Here is a 17,795-nt window from a genome sequence, read left to right on the forward strand (position 1 = left end):
GATGATTTACGAAGGTAAAGCCATCACGGTTAAGGCTCTTGAAAGTGGCATCGTCGAACTGAAATTCGACCTCAAGGGTGAGTCCGTCAACAAGTTCAACCGTCTAACCCTGAACGAACTGCGTCAGGCCGTAGACGCCATCAAAGCAGATGCTTCGGTCAAGGGCGTGATCGTCTCCAGCGGCAAGGACGTGTTTATCGTCGGCGCCGACATCACCGAATTCGTCGAGAGCTTCAAGCTGCCCGATGCCGAGCTGGTGGCTGGCAACCTCGAAGCCAACAAGATTTTCAGCGATTTCGAAGACCTCAACGTGCCGACCGTTGCCGCGATCAACGGCATCGCGCTGGGCGGCGGCCTGGAAATGTGCCTGGCCGCGGATTTCCGCGTCATGTCGGCCACTGCGAAAATCGGCCTGCCAGAAGTCAAGTTGGGCATCTACCCAGGCTTCGGCGGCACCGTGCGCCTGCCGCGCATCATCGGTGCCGATAACGCCATCGAGTGGATCGCCTCCGGCAAGGAAAACAAGGCTGAAGACGCGCTGAAAGTCGGTGCTGTCGATGCCGTGGTTGCTCCGGACAAACTCGCCGAAGCGGCACTGAACCTGATCAAGGGCGCCATCAACGGCGAATTTGACTACAAGGCCAAGCGTCAGCCGAAGCTGGAAAAACTCAAGCTCAACGCCATCGAACAAATGATGGCGTTCGAAACCGCCAAAGGTTTCGTGGCCGGCCAGGCCGGCCCGAACTACCCGGCACCGGTTGAAGCGATCAAGACCATCCAGAAAGCCGCGAACTTCGGTCGCGACAAAGCCCTGGAAGTGGAAGCGGCGGGTTTCGTCAAACTGGCCAAGACCTCTGCTGCCCGCAGCCTGATCGGCTTATTCCTGAACGATCAGGAACTGAAGAAAAAAGCCAAGGCCTACGATGAAGTCGCCAAAGACGTGAAACAGGCCGCCGTACTCGGCGCCGGTATCATGGGCGGCGGTATTGCCTATCAGTCGGCGTCCAAAGGCACGCCGATCCTGATGAAAGACATCAACGAGCACGGCATCGAGCAGGGCCTGGCAGAAGCGGCCAAGCTGCTGGTGGGTCGCGTTGATAAAGGTCGCATGACCGCTGCGAAAATGGCTGAAGTGCTCAACGGCATTCGTCCTACCCTGTCCTACGGCGATTTCGGCCACGTCGATCTGGTGGTCGAAGCGGTTGTCGAAAACCCGAAGGTCAAGCAAGCGGTGCTGGCTGAAGTGGAGGCCTATGTTAAAGACGACACTATCCTGGCGTCCAACACCTCGACCATTTCCATCACGCTGCTGGCCAAGGCCCTTAAGCGTCCGGAAAACTTCGTCGGCATGCACTTCTTCAACCCGGTACACATGATGCCGCTGGTGGAAGTGATCCGTGGCGAGAAGTCCAGCGAACTGGCGGTCGCCACCACCGTTGCCTACGCCAAGAAAATGGGCAAGAACCCGATCGTGGTCAACGACTGCCCGGGCTTCCTGGTCAACCGCGTGCTGTTCCCGTACTTCGGCGGTTTCGCCAAGCTGGTCAGCGCCGGTGTGGACTTTGTGCGTATCGACAAGGTCATGGAAAAATTCGGCTGGCCCATGGGCCCGGCGTACCTGATGGACGTGGTCGGCATCGACACCGGCCACCATGGCCGCGACGTGATGGCTGAAGGCTTCCCGGACCGCATGAAAGACGACCGCCGCTCGGCGATCGACGCGCTCTACGAGGCCAAGCGCCTGGGCCAGAAGAACGGCAAGGGTTTCTACGCCTACGAGACCGACAAGAAGGGCAAGCAGAAGAAAGTGGCCGACCCGTCGGTTCACGAAGTACTCGCGCCGGTCATCTACGAGCAGCGTGAGGTGTCCGACGAGGACATCATCAACTGGATGATGATCGCCCTGTGCCTGGAAACCGTGCGTTGCCTGGAAGACGGCATCGTTGAAACCGCAGCCGAAGCCGACATGGGCCTGGTGTACGGTATTGGTTTCCCTCCATTCCGTGGTGGTGCGCTGCGTTACATCGACTCGATCGGTGTGGCCGAGTTCGTTGCCCTGGCTGATCAATACGCTGATTTGGGCCCGCTGTACCACCCGACCGCGAAGCTGCGTGAGATGGCCAAGAATGGCCAGAGCTTCTTCGGTTAAGCGTCCCATACACTTGAGCGAGAATATTTATGAGCTTGAATCCAAGAGACGTCGTGATTGTCGACTTCGGTCGCACGCCGATGGGCCGCTCCAAGGGCGGCATGCACCGCAACACCCGCGCCGAAGACATGTCGGCGCACCTGATCAGCAAATTGTTGGAGCGTAACGTCAAGGTCGACCCGAACGAAGTCGAAGACGTGATCTGGGGTTGCGTCAACCAGACCCTGGAGCAGGGCTGGAACATCGCGCGTATGGCCTCGTTGCTGACCCAGATCCCGCACACTGCGGCCGCCCAGACGGTCAGCCGCCTGTGTGGCTCGTCGATGAGCGCGCTGCACACTGCCGCCCAGGCGATCATGACCGGCAACGGTGATGTATTCGTGATCGGTGGTGTGGAGCACATGGGCCACGTCAGCATGATGCACGGCGTCGACCCTAACCCGCACATGTCGCTGTACGCGGCAAAAGCCTCGGGCATGATGGGCCTCACCGCGGAAATGCTCGGCAAGATGCACGGCATTACCCGTGAAGCCCAGGACGCGTTCGCCGTGCGCTCCCACCAACTCGCCCACAAGGCGACCGTGGAAGGCAAGTTCAAGGATGAAATCATCCCGATGAACGGCTACGACGAGAACGGTTTCCTGAAACTGTTCGATTACGACGAAACCATTCGTCCGGACACCACCCTGGAAAGCCTGGCCGCCTTGAAACCGGCGTTCAATCCAAAGGGCGGCACCGTGACAGCGGGTACTTCGTCGCAAATCACCGACGGTGCTTCGTGCATGATCGTGATGTCGGCGCAGCGTGCCCAGGACCTGGGTATCCAGCCGATGGCGGTGATTCGTTCGATGGCAGTCGCGGGTGTGGACCCGGCGATCATGGGCTATGGTCCAGTACCGGCGACACAAAAAGCCTTGAAACGCGCAGGCCTGACCATCGCCGATATCGACTTCTTCGAGCTCAACGAAGCGTTCGCCGCACAGGCCCTGCCAGTGCTGAAAGATTTGAAAGTGCTCGACAAGATGAACGAGAAGGTTAACCTGCACGGCGGCGCGATTGCCCTGGGCCACCCGTTCGGTTGCTCCGGTGCGCGTATCTCCGGCACTTTGCTCAACGTGATGAAGCAAAATGGCGGCAACCTTGGGGTTGCAACCATGTGCATTGGTCTCGGCCAAGGCATTTCCACCGTCTTCGAACGCCTCTAAGCGTTTAGTTGACGGAAGCCGGGGCCCAGTGCCCCGGTTTTTGTTTTTCGGTATGTTTATTATTTTTTTTTAACAAAATTTGTAAGGTGGCCAGAGCATGAAAGTCGAACCAGGGCTCTACCAACATTATAAAGGTCCGCAGTACCGCGTTTTTAATGTGGCGCGGCACTCCGAGACCGAAGAAGAAGTGGTGTTCTACCAAGCACTGTATGGCGATTACGGCTTTTGGGTGCGCCCTTTGAGCATGTTCCTCGAATCCGTCGAAGTTGACGGCGAACAGGTCCCGCGCTTTGCTTTGGTACAGGCCGAACCCAGTCTTTTTTCAGGGCAATAACGGCAGGCCGCGCAGAATGCTGCGCTTGACCTCACCCTGTTGCCACTATATATAGCGTTGCCGCGTCAGGCGCCAACTGCCTTTCACTTCTCGAATTCAGGAATTTTCCGATCCATGGGCAAATCGCTGGTCATTGTGGAATCCCCGGCTAAGGCCAAGACCATCAACAAGTACTTGGGTAACGAGTACGTGGTGAAGTCGAGTATCGGCCATATCCGAGACCTGCCCACCAGCGGTTCGGCTAGCGCCAGCAAGGAGCCAGCCGCCAAGCGCGGCAAGGCGGCTGCGGGCGAAGGTCCGGTACTCACGCCTAAAGAGAAAGCGCGCAAGCAGCTGGTCTCGCGCATGGGTGTGGACCCGGAACATGGCTGGAAGGCCAAGTACGAAATCCTTCCGGGCAAGGAAAAGGTCATCGAAGAGCTGCGCCGGCTCGCCAAAGATGCCGACACCATCTATCTCGCAACGGACTTGGACCGCGAAGGGGAAGCCATTGCCTGGCACCTGCGGGAAGCCATCGGCGGTGATGACAGCCGCTACAAGCGTGTGGTGTTCAACGAAATCACCAAGAAAGCCATCCAGGAAGCCTTCTCCAAGCCGGGCGAACTGGATATCGACCGTGTCAACGCCCAGCAGGCCCGTCGTTTCCTCGACCGCGTCGTGGGTTACATGGTTTCGCCACTGCTGTGGGCCAAGATTGCCCGTGGCCTGTCCGCCGGCCGTGTGCAATCGGTAGCGGTCAAGCTGGTGGTAGAGCGTGAGCGCGAAATTCGTGCGTTCAACCCCGAAGAGTATTGGGAAGTCCACGCGGACCTCGGTACCGCCAAGGGCAACAACGTGCGTTTCGAAGTGGCCCGCGAGAAAGGCGAGGCCTTCAAGCCGCTGAACGAAGCCCAGGCCATGGCTGCGCTGGAGAAGCTCAAGTCTTCCAGCTACAGCATCGTCAAGCGCGAAGACAAGCCGACCAGTAGCAAGCCGTCGGCGCCGTTCATCACGTCCACCCTGCAACAGGCCGCCAGTAACCGCCTGGGCTTCGGCGTGAAGAAAACCATGATGATGGCCCAGCGTCTGTACGAAGCCGGCTACATCACCTATATGCGTACCGACTCCACCAACCTGTCGCAAGACGCGGTGGCGATGGCGCGCACTTATATTGAAAGCGAGTTCGGCAAGAAGTACCTGCCGGAAAACCCGAACGTCTACAGCAGCAAAGAAGGCGCCCAAGAGGCTCACGAAGCGATTCGTCCTTCCGACGCCAACACCGAGCCGAGTAAGCTGACCGGCATGGAGCGTGACGCTGAGCGTCTCTACGAGCTCATCTGGCGCCAGTTCCTGGCCTGCCAGATGCTGCCGGCGCAATACCTGTCCACCACCGTCAGTGTGGGCGCAGGCGACTTCGAGCTGCGTGCCAAAGGCCGTATCCTCAAGTTCGACGGCTACACCCGCGTGATGCCGCAAATCGCCAAGCCAGGCGACGACGATGTGCTGCCGGACATGGCCCAGGGTGACACGTTGAAGCTGATCAAGCTCGACCCGTCCCAGCATTTCACCAAGCCGCCGGCGCGTTATTCGGAAGCCAGCCTGGTGAAGGAGATGGAGAAACGCGGTATCGGTCGTCCTTCGACCTATGCGGCGATCATCTCCACCATCCAGGACCGTGGCTACGTGGCGCTGCACAACCGTCGTTTCTATTCGGAAAAGATGGGCGACATCGTCACCGAGCGTCTGTCCGAGAGCTTCTCCAACCTGATGGACTACGGCTTCACTGCCGGCATGGAAGAGAACCTCGACGACGTGGCCCACGGCGAGCGCGACTGGAAGAGCGTACTCGACGAGTTCTACGGCGACTTCAAGAAGAAGCTCGAAGTGGCCGAAAGCCCGGACAGCGGCATGCGTGCCAACCAGCCGGTGATGACCGACATCCCGTGCCTGACCTGCGGCCGGCCGATGCAGATTCGTACCGCGTCCACCGGCGTATTCCTCGGTTGCTCGGGCTACAGCCTGCCGCCGAAAGAACGCTGCAAGGCCACCGTCAACCTGGTGCCGGGCGATGAAATCGCCGCCGACGACGAGGGTGAATCCGAATCGCTGGTCCTGCGTGGCAAGCACCGTTGCCCGATCTGCAGCACGGCGATGGATGCCTACCTGTTGGACGAGAAGCACAAGTTGCACATCTGCGGTAACAACCCGGATTGCGACGGCTACGAGATCGAAGAGGGCAGCTACCGCATCAAAGGCTACGAAGGCCCGAGCCTGGAATGCGACAAGTGCGGCAGCGAGATGCAGCTCAAGACCGGCCGTTTCGGCAAGTTCTTCGGGTGCACCAACGCGACGTGCAAGAACACCCGCAAACTGCTGAAAAGCGGTGATGCGGCGCCGCCGAAGATGGACCCGGTGAAGATGCCTGAGCTCAAGTGCGAGAAGGTCAACGACACCTACATCCTGCGTGATGGCGCTTCGGGGCTGTTCCTGGCTGCCAGCCAGTTCCCGAAAAACCGCGAGACCCGTGCGCCGCTGGTGCTGGAGATCGCGCCGCACAAGGATGAGATCGATCCGAAGTACCACTTCCTGTGTGAAGCGCCGAAGAAGGACCCGGACGGTCGCCCGGCCGTGATCCGCTACAGCCGCAAGACCAAGGAGCAGTACATACAGTCCGAAGTGGACGGTAAGCCTACCGGTTGGAAGGCGTTCTACGACGGCGGCAAGTGGAAGGTCGAGGACAAGCGCCAGGGCGCTTGATCCGTTAAGCTGCGAAAAACAAAGGCCGCCTGCCCAGGCGGCCTTTTTTTGCCCTTGCAGTGGGCTTGGCTGATCCGTGACACTGTTGAGCCAGCATCACGCCTATTCGTTGTGGAGATTGCCGTCATGGCCAACGAACTCTATACCCGTACCAATCAGAAAATTTACTTCGCGGGTTTGTCCCTGGAAGCCCTTGGCCGTGCCGAGGAAGGGAAGGAGATGAACGCCATTGCGCTGGTCCAGGCGGGGCGTGAGGCGGCCTTGTTTCACCTCTACGGCGCCTTGCTGGGGCTGTGTCATGAAATCGCCGGGTTCTACCGTTTACCCCAGGCCGGTTCGCCGCGTGCGGAAATGATCATGAATCGCGAAGTGCTGGACGCCATGGCGATTCCTGAGCTCGCCGAGCTGGTGGAAATGGCGCAAAGCCCCGACAGTTGGGTAGCGCGCCTGCTCAAAGCGCATGCCGATATGTTCCAGCCGCCACGTGTTCCTCATGTCCCCAAGGGCGATGTGACCCAGCCGTTGATCGTGGCGCTGGCGCTGGAAGAGGATGAGCCGAAGCCGTTGAGCCGCGAAGAGCTGGAAGGCTGGCGCCAAGCGCTGAAAAAGATGGCGCTGCGTTTTCGCGAAGGTTTGAACGAGTGCTGAGCTAAGTTATCTGCCAATTGCTCTGGGCAATGTGGGAGCAGGCAAACCAGCTCCCACCGCGGTAGCGGTGATCCAACGGACACCATTCATCCAGCCGTAAAGAAACCTCGCCAGATCCTCTGCGAGGTCCGGCAGATGACTGATATAATCCCGGCCTTTCGTGGAGAATAGACTTTTATGCCGACGTCCTTTCTGGAAATTGTTGAATTGCCTGACGGCCGAATCGAGCTGCGCCGGGCTGAGGACGAGGGTTCTCTGGTTATCTTGGACTTTTCCGAGGACGCCAAGGCGTTCCTGCAAGGCCAGCACGTGGAAGTGGCAAAAGCCATGTTGAGCGTTGGTGTGCAGATGGCTGGCCGCCTGGCGGAAGGCGAACCGGAGAAGGACGACGGTCCACGGGTTCTGCACTGAGTCTCGCTGGTCGCTTTTTTGGCTGTATGTTGCAGATCGGCTTCTCAGCCTGAAGAAGCCTCGCGTCGATCGCGGGCACTGACCAAGGTCAGCTAGCCGCGAGTCTGACTGTTGCATTTACCCCAAACGAATATTCAAGCTCTGTGCATCGCCAGTGCGCGCTGCACTGATCAACTGCTGCTTGGCGTTCGCATTCAGCGGGTTCAACCAGCTCACGACCGTATGGCTGCGGCCCAGGCGCAGGGCTTCGCAGGTCAACTGCTGCGCGCTTTGCGCTCCGCGTGGTTGTAGCAACAGGATGCGCTCGCGGTTGAGACCGGCATCCCGCAACCAGGCTTGGGTCAGGCTGGCGGGCGGGGCGATCAGCGTCAACCAGCGTGCATCCTGTTCCTGGCTCAGTTCGCGAAGGATCGGCGCCAGCAGGCTCAGGCAGCTCCCGGCCGCACCGCGCAACGACAGTTCACTGAACGCCTCAGGCTCGGCGCACCAGGGCGCTTCGACCGTTTCCTTGAGGATGGGCGCAAGGGGTTGGGCCATAAAGGCCTCGAACAGCGACAGTTGTGTGTGTTGGGGTGTGTGCACGAGCTGCATGATGCCTCCTTTAGCGGCGAATGACGCCGACGCTCAGGCCTTCGATCACCAGGTCCTGGTCTTTCAGGTTGACTTCAATCGGGGCGAACTCAGGGTTCTCGGCCAGGAGCCAGACCTTGCTGCCTTCGCGCTTGAAGCGTTTGACGGTGACTTCGTCACCGATACGGGCGACGACGATCTGGCCATTACGGGCTTCACGAGTGGTGTGGACAGCCAACAGGTCTCCGTCGAAAATGCCCACGTCCTTCATGCTCATGCCATGGACCCGCAACAGGTAGTCGGCGCGAGGATGGAAGAAGGTCGGGTTGATGTTGCAGGACTCCTCGACGTGCTGCTGCGCCAGGATCGGCGCACCGGCAGCGACGCGGCCGATGATCGGCAGGGTCGATTCGTCGGCCTTGGCTTCGAAACCGGGGATACGAATGCCCCGCGAAGCGCCCGGGGTCATCTCGATCGCGCCTTTGCGAGCGAGGGCCTTGAGGTGTTCTTCGGCGGCGTTGGGGGATTTGAACCCCAGTTCCAGCGCAATTTCCGCGCGCGTCGGCGGGTAGCCGTTGTCGTCGAGGCAGCGCTTGATAAAAGCCAGAATCTCAGCTTGGCGTGGCGTCAGTTTTATCATGTTGATCGCTCTGTCTTTTTATACAGTGACTGGGATTATATACAGTGAACTGCGCTTGGCAATCATCCTTTTTTTTGCGTCCGCTGGACGGTCATTCGTTATCCCTCTTACAAGGTAGAGACAGCGCTGCCTACAGAGTTGAACGGATGTGATTTAATAGCGCTCAAATAGATGACTGCCCGGCCGGAAAGCGAACCCACAGGCTTGACAAGACACAACCTGAAACGTATGTTTCAAACAAGTGTTTGTCAGGCGGAGTAGCCATGGCCCAGTCGGAAACCGTTGAACGCATTCTCGATGCTGCCGAGCAATTGTTCGCGGAAAAAGGATTTGCTGAAACTTCATTGCGGCTGATCACCAGCAAGGCCGGGGTCAACCTCGCCGCCGTGAACTACCATTTCGGCTCGAAAAAAGCCCTGATCCAGGCGGTCTTCTCGCGTTTCCTGGGGCCGTTCTGTGCGAGTCTCGACCGTGAACTCGAGCGCCGCCAGGCCAAGGCTGACCATAAGCCAAGCCTTGAAGAACTGCTGGAAATCCTCGTTGAGCAAGCGCTGGTGGTACAGCCCCGCAGCGGCAACGACCTGTCGATCTTCATGCGCCTGTTGGGCCTGGCGTTCAGCCAGAGCCAGGGTCACCTGCGGCGTTACCTGGAAGACATGTACGGCAAGGTGTTCCGCCGATATATGTTGCTGGTCAACGAAGCCGCCCCGCGCATCCCGCCGATCGAATTGTTCTGGCGCGTGCACTTCATGCTCGGTGCAGCGGCATTCAGTATGTCCGGGATCAAAGCGTTGCGGGCGATTGCCGAGACTGACTTTGGCGTCAACACCTCCATCGAACAGGTGATGCGCCTGATGGTGCCGTTCCTCGCTGCGGGCATGCGCGCCGAAACCGGCGTGACCGACCAGGCCATGGCCGCCGCCCAATTGCGTCCGCGCAGCAAATCCACGCCAATCCCCGCGAAGGTTTGACCGCCCCGGGTGTGCGCGGCCGCTGGCATCCGCTAAGCTAGCCGCCCATGCCGAATTCAGCTATTTACTCGCAACCCGTTGTTCTCGCCGCGCCCGTCGCGCCGCGAGAGTAACGGGCTGTGTGCGTTATATAAGGAAGGTTTATGACTGCTGCCCTGCAAGGTTCTTTGATGGTCGACGTTGCCGGTACCTGGCTGACGGCCGAGGATCGCCACCTGTTGCGCCAGCCTGAGGTGGGCGGCCTGATCATTTTTGCACGCAATATCGAGCATCCGCGCCAGGTACGGGAACTGAGCGCGGCGATTCGTGCCGTGCGCCCGGACCTGCTGCTGGCGGTCGACCAGGAAGGCGGTCGTGTGCAGCGCCTGCGCCAGGGCTTTGTGCGTCTGCCGGCCATGCGCGCGCTGGCGGATAACCCCAACGCCGAATATCTGGCCGAGCAGTGTGGCTGGATCATGGCCACCGAAGTCCTTGCCGTTGGCCTGGACCTGAGCTTCGCCCCGGTGCTGGACCTGGACTACCAGCGTAGCGCCGTGGTCGGCACCCGCTCCTTCGAGGGCGACCCCGAGCGCGCTGCAGTGCTTGCCGGTGCGTTCATCCGCGGCATGAACAGCGCGGGCATGGCCGCCACGGGCAAGCATTTCCCGGGGCACGGTTGGGCTGAGGCGGATTCCCACGTTGCGATTCCCAATGACGAACGCAGCCTGGAACAGATTCGCGCCAATGACTTGGTGCCTTTCGCACGCCTGAGTCAGCAATTGGCGGCGGTGATGCCGGCACACGTCATTTACCCGCAAGTCGACGCCCAGCCTGCCGGTTTTTCGCGCCGCTGGTTGCAGGACATCCTGCGCGGCGAGCTGCAGTTTGACGGGGTGATTTTCAGCGACGACCTGTCCATGGCCGGTGCCCATGTTGTCGGGGATGCGGCCAGCCGTATTGAAGCCGCACTGACGGCAGGTTGCGACATGGGCCTGGTGTGCAACGATCGGGCGGCTGCCGAACTGGCACTGAGTGCGGCCCAGCGCATGAAGGTCATTCCCTCGGCGCGGATTGCGCGGATGCGTGGGCAAGCGATTGCGTCGACGGACTATAAGCAAGATCCGCGTTGGCGGGTGGCGCTTGGGGCGCTGCGCGAGGCGCAGTTGATCGATTGAGACGGCGGCGCATCTATCGCGGGCAAGCCCGCTCCCACACTTGATTGCGTGCATCCTGTAGAACCGCGGTCGAATGTGGGGGCGGCCTTGCCCACGATAGGCGATCTAACCGTCAGCGCTTTTCTTGTTTATTGGGCAACGGCGCAAACAGCGCCTCGATATCCTCGTTGCCCAACTGCCAATCCCCGGTGGTCCGCCCGTCCAGCACGCCTGCTGCCAGGTCGGACTTTTCCTTCTGCAGGTGCTGGATTTTCTCCTCCACCGTGCCCCGCGCAATCATCTTGTAGACGAATACCGGCTTTTCCTGGCCGATGCGATACGCACGGTCAGTGGCCTGGTTTTCCGTGGCCGGGTTCCACCACGGGTCATAGTGGATCACGGTGTCGGCTTCGGTCAGGTTCAGGCCCACGCCACCTGCCTTCAGGCTGATCAGAAAGATCTGCAGCTTGCCGCTCTGGAAGTCCTTCACCGGCGTGCGCCGATCGCGGGTCTGGCCGGTCAGCAGCGCGTAGGCGACGCCGCGTTTTTTCAGCTCGACTTCAATCAAGCTCAGCATCGAGGTGAACTGGGAAAACAACAGAATCCGGCGACCTTCGGCAAACAGCTCTTCGAGCATCTCCATCAAGCTGTCGAGCTTGCCCGAGCTGCTGCCGCGCGCCGGTAGGGTGGCGTCGTTGACCAGGCGCAAGTCGCAGCACACCTGACGCAGCTTGAGCAGCGCTTCGAGAATGATGATCTGGCTGCGCGCCACGCCTTTGCGGGTGATCTCGTCGCGGACTTTTTTGTCCATGGCCAGGCGCATGGTTTCGTACACGTCGCGCTGGGCTTCATTGAGCTCGACCCAGTGGATGATCTCGGTCTTCGGCGGCAATTCCGTTGCCACCTGTTCCTTGGTACGACGCAGCAGGAAGGGTTTGATCCTACCGTTCAGGTGCTGCAGTCGCACATCACTGGCGCGTTTTTCAATGGGTACGCGGTAATCGCGGTTGAAACTCTTCACTTCGCCCAGCCAGCCCGGCAGCAGGAAGTGGAACAGCGACCACAGCTCGCCCAGGTGGTTTTCCAACGGCGTGCCGCTCAGGCACAGGCGCTGCCGTGCGTTGAGCTCACGCGCCGCCTGCGCCGCCTTGCTCGAAGGGTTCTTGATGTACTGCGCTTCGTCGAGGATCAGTACATGCAAGGGCAGGGCGGTGAGGTGCTCGATGTCTTTGGGCAGCAACGCATACGTGGTCAGCAGCAGGTCGTAGTCCTGCAAGTTCGCGAAGTGCTTTTTGCGCGTGGCGCCGTACAGCGCCAGGACCTTGAGTTGCGGCGTGAAGTGCGCGGCTTCGTCGAGCCAGTTGGGAATCAGGCTGGTGGGCATCACCACCATGCACGGGCGGTCCAGGCGTCCGGCGATCTTTTCGCTGAGAATATGCGCCAGGGTCTGTAAGGTTTTGCCCAGGCCCATGTCGTCCGCAAGAATGCCGCCCACATCCAGTTGGCGCAGCGACTGCATCCAGCTCAAACCCTCCAACTGATAGGGGCGCAAGGTCGCGTTCAAGCCCTCGGGCGCGACGCAGGTGAAGTCCTTGATGTCGCGCAGGCGCTGGGCGAAGTTGCGGATCTTCTCACCGCCTTCCCATTGCAGGGGCAGGTCTTCCAGCGGGTTGAGGCGGATCGCGTCGGCTTTGGCCAGGCGCAACGTGGTGGTGCCGGGTTCCTGCAGGTAAAACTCGCCGAGGGTGGCCAGTACGGGTTTCAAGCGGCCGTAGGGCAGTGCCACTTGCAGCGGGCCATGGCCGCCGTTGGGCAGGCCGGGGATGTTTACCAGGATCAGTTCGTCATCGCGGCGCCGCGCGAGTTTTTCCGGGTTGAGGATCTCGGTGTGGGAGCGCATCAGGTTCAGCAGGATCGGCAACAAGCTCAGGCGCTCACCGTTGACGATGATCCCCAGTTCCAGGTCGAACCAGTCACGCTCCGGCCCTTCGTCGACGGTGGCATACCAGTCGTCCACCGGGCTCAGGTCGAAGCCGAAGTCGTCGTCGATCTGCAACTCCCAGCCTTCTGCCCGCAGTGTCGGCGATGCGTTGAGGGTGAAGTTCAACCAGGCGCTGTCATTGACCATCTCGAACAGCTCGCCGGCACTTTCCGGCAGCGCTTTGCTCTGGCGCGTGGCGATCTTGAAGCCGAGCAGGCGCAGTTGCTCGCGATAGCGCTGTTCCTGCTCGGGGTGCCGCTTGATCCGCAGGCTCTGGGTTTCCTGGCGGACGATGATGTCGGCGTTCTTTTGCCCGCTGACGTAGTTGCCCAGATAATTGAACGACAGCGCCGCACGGTGCTGGATATAGCGCTGCATCTTGCCGTTGCGCGGCTCGAAGGCGCTGAACTCGACACTCGCCAGCCACAAGCGTGGCACCGGCAGCACATCGTCCATCACCACTTGCGGCAGCACTACGCGGTTGTCCAGCACGGCCTGGAGTTTTTCCAGCAGTTCGGCGTCCTGGGCCGCCGCCGGGTAGGCCAGGGTTTCCTGGACCTTGAGCAGCACCGCCGCGATGTGTTTGCAGTTGGTGTGTACCGGGCAGGTACAGCGGCTGTCCACCAAGATCAGCATGCCCTTGGCCGATTCGCGCAACGAGATGGTCTGCCGGTAGACGTTGCTACCCGAGCCTTCGCAACTGGCGATGATGGTGCTGTCGCCCGACTCGACGATGCGCACGCGGTTTTCCAGGGCATAGCGCCGCCCGCGCTCCAGGCTTTGTTCTTTAAAGCGATTGGCCCACGAAGGGGCCAAGGGCTTGGTCAGCGGCGACGTCAGGGGCATGGCGCTGGATCAGTCCTGAAGGTCGGTGGGCGGTGCGCTGGGCTGCTTGGCGGTCAACGAGGTGATCTTGATCAGCAGCGCCAGGTGGCCGCCATCCAGGTAGTTGAGCTGGTTGTTCTTGGTGCGCACGTCTTTCTGCGCCAGGTGCTCGCTGGCGATGACGCTGCCGTTGCCGTCGAACTGGTTGATCCAGAAGTCGGCGTCGATATCGGTAAAACGGCCCAGTTGCAGGTTCAGCACGCCCTCGATGGGAAACTGGCCGAACTGCTCCTGGCCGTCGGTGATCGCGATTTTTACCGGCAGCTCACCGAGGTTCTGTTCCCAGGCCTTGTGTGCGAGCACGGTGTAGTTGGTGTCTGCGCGAAGTTTGTCGACGATCGTACCCAGGCGCGGCGGGCTCTTTCTGTCGCCCAGGCGCACGGCACCGGCATCCCAGTCTTCCGGCGCGGCGCGACTGTTGATCACCGGCTCCATGTTCTGGCGCACCAGAACCATTTCCACTTGGTACAGGCTGTCGGCAAACGCGGAGGGTGCGAGTACCACTAATAACAAGCTCAGAATGCGGAACACGCGCATTGGGGCGTCCTTCAAGCAGATTTCGGGATGAGGCGCTCAAACAGCGCCTCCAGGGTGTTGAAGCGTTCTTCGGCGCGTTCCATCGGAATCATGAACTTGAACAGCGTAGCCCCTTCGAACTTGTAACGGTTGGGCTGGCCCTGGATCAGCTTGATCAGCACCAGCGGGTCCACCGGCGTCTGCGCTTCGAACTCGATGCGCCCGCCCTGCGGCCCGGCGTCGACCTTCTTGATGCCCAGTTGCTCGGCCTGCAATTTGAGCAGGGTCAGACGCACCAGGTTCTTGGTCGGTTCCGGCAACAGGCCGAAGCGGTCGATCATCTCTACTTGCAAGTCCTTGAGGCCTTCTTCGTCGGTGGCCGAGGCGATGCGCTTGTACAGGATCAGCCGTGCGTGGACGTCCGGCAGGTAGTCTTCGGGAATCAACGCCGGCAAGCGCAAGTTGATCTCCGGGCCGCCGCCCAGCGGTTGGTCGAGGTTCGGTTGCTCGCCCTTGCGGATGGCTTTCACCGCACGTTCGAGCATTTCCATATACAGGGTGAAGCCCACGGCCTGGATCTGCCCGCTCTGGCCGTCGCCGAGCAGTTCGCCGGCGCCACGGATTTCCAGGTCGTTGGTGGCCAGCACAAAGCCGGCGCCCAGGTCCTGGGTGTTGGCGATGGCTTCCAGGCGTTTTTCCGCGTCGCCGGTGATTTGCTGGCGCGGTGGCGTCAGCAGGTAGGCGTAGGCCTGGTGGTGACTGCGTCCGACGCGGCCACGCAGTTGATGCAGTTGTGCCAGGCCGAACTTGTCGGCGCGCTCGATGATGATGGTGTTGGCGCTTGGCACGTCGATGCCGGTCTCGATGATGGTCGAGGCGATCAGCACGTTGAAGCGCTTGTGGTAGAAGTCGCTCATCACCTGTTCGAGGTCGCGCTCGCGCATCTGCCCGTGGCCGATCGCGATGCGCGCTTCCGGCACCAGTTCGGCGAGGTCGGCGGCGCATTTCTCGATGGTCTTCACGTCGTTGTGCAGGTAATACACCTGCCCGCCGCGCAGCAATTCACGCAGCAGCGCTTCCTTGACCGTGCTGTTGTTCTGCTCCATCACGAAGGTGCGCACCGACAGGCGCCGCGCCGGCGGGGTGGCGATGATCGACAGGTCGCGCATGCCCGACACCGCCATGTTCAGCGTGCGCGGAATCGGCGTGGCGGTGAGGGTCAGAATGTCGACTTCGCTGCGCAGGGCCTTGAGCTGTTCTTTCTGGCGCACCCCGAAGCGGTGTTCTTCGTCGATGATCACCAGGCCCAGGTTCTTGATCTTCACATCGTCCGACAGCAGCTTGTGCGTACCGATCACGATGTCGATCTTGCCCTCCGCCAGGTCGGCGACGGCGGCATTCACTTCCTTGGCGGACTTGAAGCGGCTCATCACTTCCACGGTCACCGGCCAGTCGGCAAAGCGGTCACGGAAACTGTTGTAGTGCTGCTGGGCGAGTAGGGTGGTCGGCACCAGGATCGCCACTTGCTTGCCGCCATGCACCGCGATGAAGGCTGCGCGCATCGCCACTTCGGTCTTGCCGAAGCCCACGTCGCCGCACACCAGGCGGTCCATCGGCTTGGGCGCGAGCATGTCGGCGCGCACGGCGTCGATGGTGGTTTGCTGGTCCGGGGTTTCTTCGAAGGCGAAGCCGGCGCTGAAGGTGGCGTAGTCGGCTTTTGGGTCGGCGAAGGCGTAACCTTCGCGCGCTGCACGCCGGGCATAAATGTCGAGCAGCTCGGCCGCGACGTCGCGCACCTGTTCGGCGGCCTTGCGCTTGGCTTTCTGCCAGGTCTCGGAACCGAGGCGGTGCAACGGCGCCAGGGCATCGTCGCTGCCGGTGTAGCGGGCGATCAGGTGCAAGTTGGCCACCGGCACATACAGCTTGGCGCCTTCGGCGTACTCCATGGTGAGGAATTCGGCGGCCTGGTTGTCGATTTCCAGGGTTTGCAGGCCGAGGTAGCGGCCGACGCCATGGTCGATATGCACCACTGGCGCGCCTTCGCGCAGCTCGGTGAGGTTCTTGATCACGGCGTCGTTGTTGGCGTCGGCGCGTTTATCGCGGCGACGACGCTGCATCACCCGTTGGCCGAACAGCGGGCTTTCGGCGATCAGTGCCAGGGCCGGATCGTCCAGCAGCAGGCCTTCATTCAGCGGCGCGATTGTGATCGCCAGGCGCTCTTTGCTGGCGATGAAGTCCGGCCAACTGTCGACGGTTTTCGGTCGCAGCTTCAGGCGTTCCAGCAACTCCAGCAGCACTTCGCGGCGCCCGGCCGATTCGGCGGTAAACAGCACGCGACCGGGGAAATCGCCGAGGAAGTTGGACAGCGCTTCGAGCGGCTGGCTGGCCTTGGCTTCAATCGCCAGGTTAGGCAGGTTTTGCGCGGGGAAGCGCGCGCGGCCCGTGCCAGCGTCCACATCCTCTTGGCTGGCGACGACGCGCGGCCAGTTTTTCAGGCGGGCGAAGCACTCTTCCACCGGCAGGAACAGTTCGGCGGGCGGTAATAAAGGCCGGGACGGATCGACGCGACGCTCTTCATAGCGGTTGCGCACGTCGTTCCAGAAGTTTTCCGCCGCTTGTTCGATGCCCGGCAGCGAGAACACTTGGGTGTCCTGGGGCAGGTAGTCGAACAGGGTGGAGGTTTCGTCGAAGAACAGCGGCAGGTAGTACTCGATACCGGCGGGGGTAATCCCGCTGCTCAAGTCCTGGAAGATCGGGCAGCGCCGGAAGTCCACGTCGAAGCGCTCACGAAAGCGCGCCTTGAAGCGCGTCACCGCGTCTTTTTGCAGCGGGAACTCCCGCGCCGGCAGCAGTTTGACCGACTCGACCTTGTCGATGGAACGCTGGTTTTCCGGATCGAAGGTGCGCAGGGTCTCGATTTCGTCATCGAACAGGTCGATGCGGTACGGCAGCTTGCTGCCCATCGGGAACAGGTCGATCAGCGCACCGCGCACTGCGAATTCGCCGTGCTCATATACCGTGTCGACGCAGCGGTAGCCGCTGGCTTCCAGGCGCGTGCGCATTTGCTCCACGTCGAGCTTCTGGCCGATATCCAGCACCAGGCTGCTGCCCAGCAGGAACTTGGTCGGCGCCAGGCGATGCAGCGCCGTGGTGATCGGCACCACCAACACGCCGTGGGCCAGTTCCGGCAGGCGGTACAGGCTGGCGATGCGCTGGGAAATGATGTCCTGGTGCGGCGAGAACAGGTCGTAGGGCAGGGTTTCCCAGTCGGGAAAGTGCAGCACCGGCAAATCGGGGGCGAAGAAGCTCAGCTCCTGCTCCAGCCGTTCGGCACTTTGGCTGTCGGCGGTAAGCAGCAGGGTAAAGCGCTTGGCTGCGCTGGCAGCCTCGGCGATGGCCAGGCTCAGGGCGGCACCGGGCAAGTTACCCCAGTGCTGTTTACCTGCCGCGGCAGGGAGTAACGGTAGACGCAGAACGGGCACGGAAGGTTGAGCTCCAAGCGTTGCGACAAAGTCGGTAATTGTAACGGCCCGAGGTGCCGCCTGTCAGTTGCTGACTGAGCCTATTACGGTTTGTGGGAAATGTAGTGGCTAAGACAAACAATGGCGTGTTTTGA

Annotated in this window: 13 protein-coding genes; 8 read left to right on the forward strand and 5 right to left on the reverse strand. The window is 61.0% G+C overall.

The window, feature by feature from the left end:
• The first annotated feature begins 1 nt into the window (after nt 1).
• From fadB to P3S72_RS08970, 6 genes are all read left to right on the forward strand, one after another.
• Nucleotides 2-2,149 (forward strand): fatty acid oxidation complex subunit alpha FadB, encoded by a 2,148-nt coding sequence (gene fadB / locus P3S72_RS08945; RefSeq protein ID WP_276197038.1) that lies wholly within the window; start codon nt 2-4, stop codon nt 2,147-2,149.
• 29 nt (nt 2,150-2,178) lie between these two features.
• Entirely contained in the window at nt 2,179-3,354 is a 1,176-nt protein-coding gene (gene fadA, locus P3S72_RS08950; RefSeq protein ID WP_276197039.1) for an acetyl-CoA C-acyltransferase FadA, read from the forward strand.
• Between the two features lie 97 nt (nt 3,355-3,451).
• Nucleotides 3,452-3,688: a DUF1653 domain-containing protein gene (locus tag P3S72_RS08955; protein WP_010563748.1), complete on the forward strand. Its 237-nt coding sequence runs from the start codon at nt 3,452-3,454 to the stop codon at nt 3,686-3,688.
• 114 nt (nt 3,689-3,802) lie between these two features.
• Entirely contained in the window at nt 3,803-6,424 is a 2,622-nt protein-coding gene (topA, locus tag P3S72_RS08960) for a type I DNA topoisomerase (RefSeq protein ID WP_276197040.1), read from the forward strand.
• Between the two features lie 126 nt (nt 6,425-6,550).
• Nucleotides 6,551-7,072, forward strand: a complete 522-nt coding sequence (locus tag P3S72_RS08965) for a DUF6586 family protein (protein WP_276197041.1) — start codon at nt 6,551-6,553, stop codon at nt 7,070-7,072.
• A gap of 177 nt (nt 7,073-7,249) precedes the next feature.
• Nucleotides 7,250-7,483 carry a hypothetical protein gene (locus tag P3S72_RS08970; protein ID WP_053255041.1) on the forward strand — a complete coding sequence of 78 codons (234 nt, stop codon included), beginning with the start codon at nt 7,250-7,252 and terminating at the stop codon, nt 7,481-7,483.
• A gap of 117 nt (nt 7,484-7,600) precedes the next feature.
• On the opposite strand, the gene sulA is transcribed toward P3S72_RS08970, so the two are convergent.
• Both sulA and lexA read right to left on the reverse strand, forming a co-directional pair.
• Nucleotides 7,601-8,074 (reverse strand): SOS-induced cell division inhibitor SulA, encoded by a 474-nt coding sequence (gene sulA, locus P3S72_RS08975; protein ID WP_276197042.1) that lies wholly within the window; start codon nt 8,072-8,074, stop codon nt 7,601-7,603.
• A 10-nt stretch (nt 8,075-8,084) separates the two neighbouring features.
• Nucleotides 8,085-8,693, reverse strand: coding sequence for a transcriptional repressor LexA (lexA, locus tag P3S72_RS08980; RefSeq protein ID WP_247401992.1), 609 nt, complete (start codon nt 8,691-8,693; stop codon nt 8,085-8,087).
• A 263-nt stretch (nt 8,694-8,956) separates the two neighbouring features.
• Here lexA and P3S72_RS08985 point away from each other — a divergent pair, with 263 nt between their 5' ends.
• Both P3S72_RS08985 and nagZ read left to right on the forward strand, forming a co-directional pair.
• A complete protein-coding gene (locus P3S72_RS08985) occupies nt 8,957-9,664 on the forward strand; it encodes a TetR/AcrR family transcriptional regulator (RefSeq protein ID WP_253394130.1) in 708 nt (235 codons plus the stop codon).
• Nucleotides 9,665-9,807: 143 nt separating this feature from the next.
• Nucleotides 9,808-10,818, forward strand: a complete 1,011-nt coding sequence (nagZ, locus tag P3S72_RS08990; protein ID WP_276197043.1) for a beta-N-acetylhexosaminidase — start codon at nt 9,808-9,810, stop codon at nt 10,816-10,818.
• 112 nt (nt 10,819-10,930) lie between these two features.
• On the opposite strand, the gene P3S72_RS08995 is transcribed toward nagZ, so the two are convergent.
• From P3S72_RS08995 to mfd, 3 genes are read right to left on the reverse strand one after another with little or no spacing between them, the layout of a single operon-like run.
• Nucleotides 10,931-13,624, reverse strand: coding sequence for a DEAD/DEAH box helicase (locus tag P3S72_RS08995; protein ID WP_276197044.1), 2,694 nt, complete (start codon nt 13,622-13,624; stop codon nt 10,931-10,933).
• Nucleotides 13,625-13,633: 9 nt separating this feature from the next.
• The gene (locus P3S72_RS09000; RefSeq protein ID WP_276197045.1) at nt 13,634-14,200 is read right to left on the reverse strand and encodes a CsiV family protein; all 567 of its coding nucleotides are present in this window, start codon (nt 14,198-14,200) and stop codon (nt 13,634-13,636) included.
• A gap of 11 nt (nt 14,201-14,211) precedes the next feature.
• Entirely contained in the window at nt 14,212-17,661 is a 3,450-nt protein-coding gene (gene mfd / locus P3S72_RS09005) for a transcription-repair coupling factor (RefSeq protein WP_276197046.1), read from the reverse strand.
• Nucleotides 17,662-17,795: the final 134 nt, after the last annotated feature.

Origin of the sequence: Pseudomonas sp. D3 (assembly GCF_029320995.1) — a bacterium.
GTDB lineage: Bacteria > Pseudomonadota > Gammaproteobacteria > Pseudomonadales > Pseudomonadaceae > Aquipseudomonas > Aquipseudomonas paraveronii.

Excerpts from the sequence above, each read along its gene's own strand:
- P3S72_RS08985 (WP_253394130.1), top strand. The coding sequence starts at position 8,957 with ATGGCCCAGTCGGAAACCGTTGAACGCATTCTCGATGCTGCCGAGCAA.
- topA (WP_276197040.1), top strand. The coding sequence starts at position 3,803 with ATGGGCAAATCGCTGGTCATTGTGGAATCCCCGGCTAAGGCCAAGACC.
- fadA (WP_276197039.1), top strand. The coding sequence starts at position 2,179 with ATGAGCTTGAATCCAAGAGACGTCGTGATTGTCGACTTCGGTCGCACG.
- lexA (WP_247401992.1), bottom strand. The coding sequence starts at position 8,693 with ATGATAAAACTGACGCCACGCCAAGCTGAGATTCTGGCTTTTATCAAG.
- P3S72_RS08955 (WP_010563748.1), top strand. The coding sequence starts at position 3,452 with ATGAAAGTCGAACCAGGGCTCTACCAACATTATAAAGGTCCGCAGTAC.
- P3S72_RS08970 (WP_053255041.1), top strand. The coding sequence starts at position 7,250 with ATGCCGACGTCCTTTCTGGAAATTGTTGAATTGCCTGACGGCCGAATC.
- P3S72_RS08995 (WP_276197044.1), bottom strand. The coding sequence starts at position 13,624 with ATGCCCCTGACGTCGCCGCTGACCAAGCCCTTGGCCCCTTCGTGGGCC.
- sulA (WP_276197042.1), bottom strand. The coding sequence starts at position 8,074 with ATGCAGCTCGTGCACACACCCCAACACACACAACTGTCGCTGTTCGAG.
- P3S72_RS08965 (WP_276197041.1), top strand. The coding sequence starts at position 6,551 with ATGGCCAACGAACTCTATACCCGTACCAATCAGAAAATTTACTTCGCG.
- P3S72_RS09000 (WP_276197045.1), bottom strand. The coding sequence starts at position 14,200 with ATGCGCGTGTTCCGCATTCTGAGCTTGTTATTAGTGGTACTCGCACCC.
- fadB (WP_276197038.1), top strand. The coding sequence starts at position 2 with ATGATTTACGAAGGTAAAGCCATCACGGTTAAGGCTCTTGAAAGTGGC.
- nagZ (WP_276197043.1), top strand. The coding sequence starts at position 9,808 with ATGACTGCTGCCCTGCAAGGTTCTTTGATGGTCGACGTTGCCGGTACC.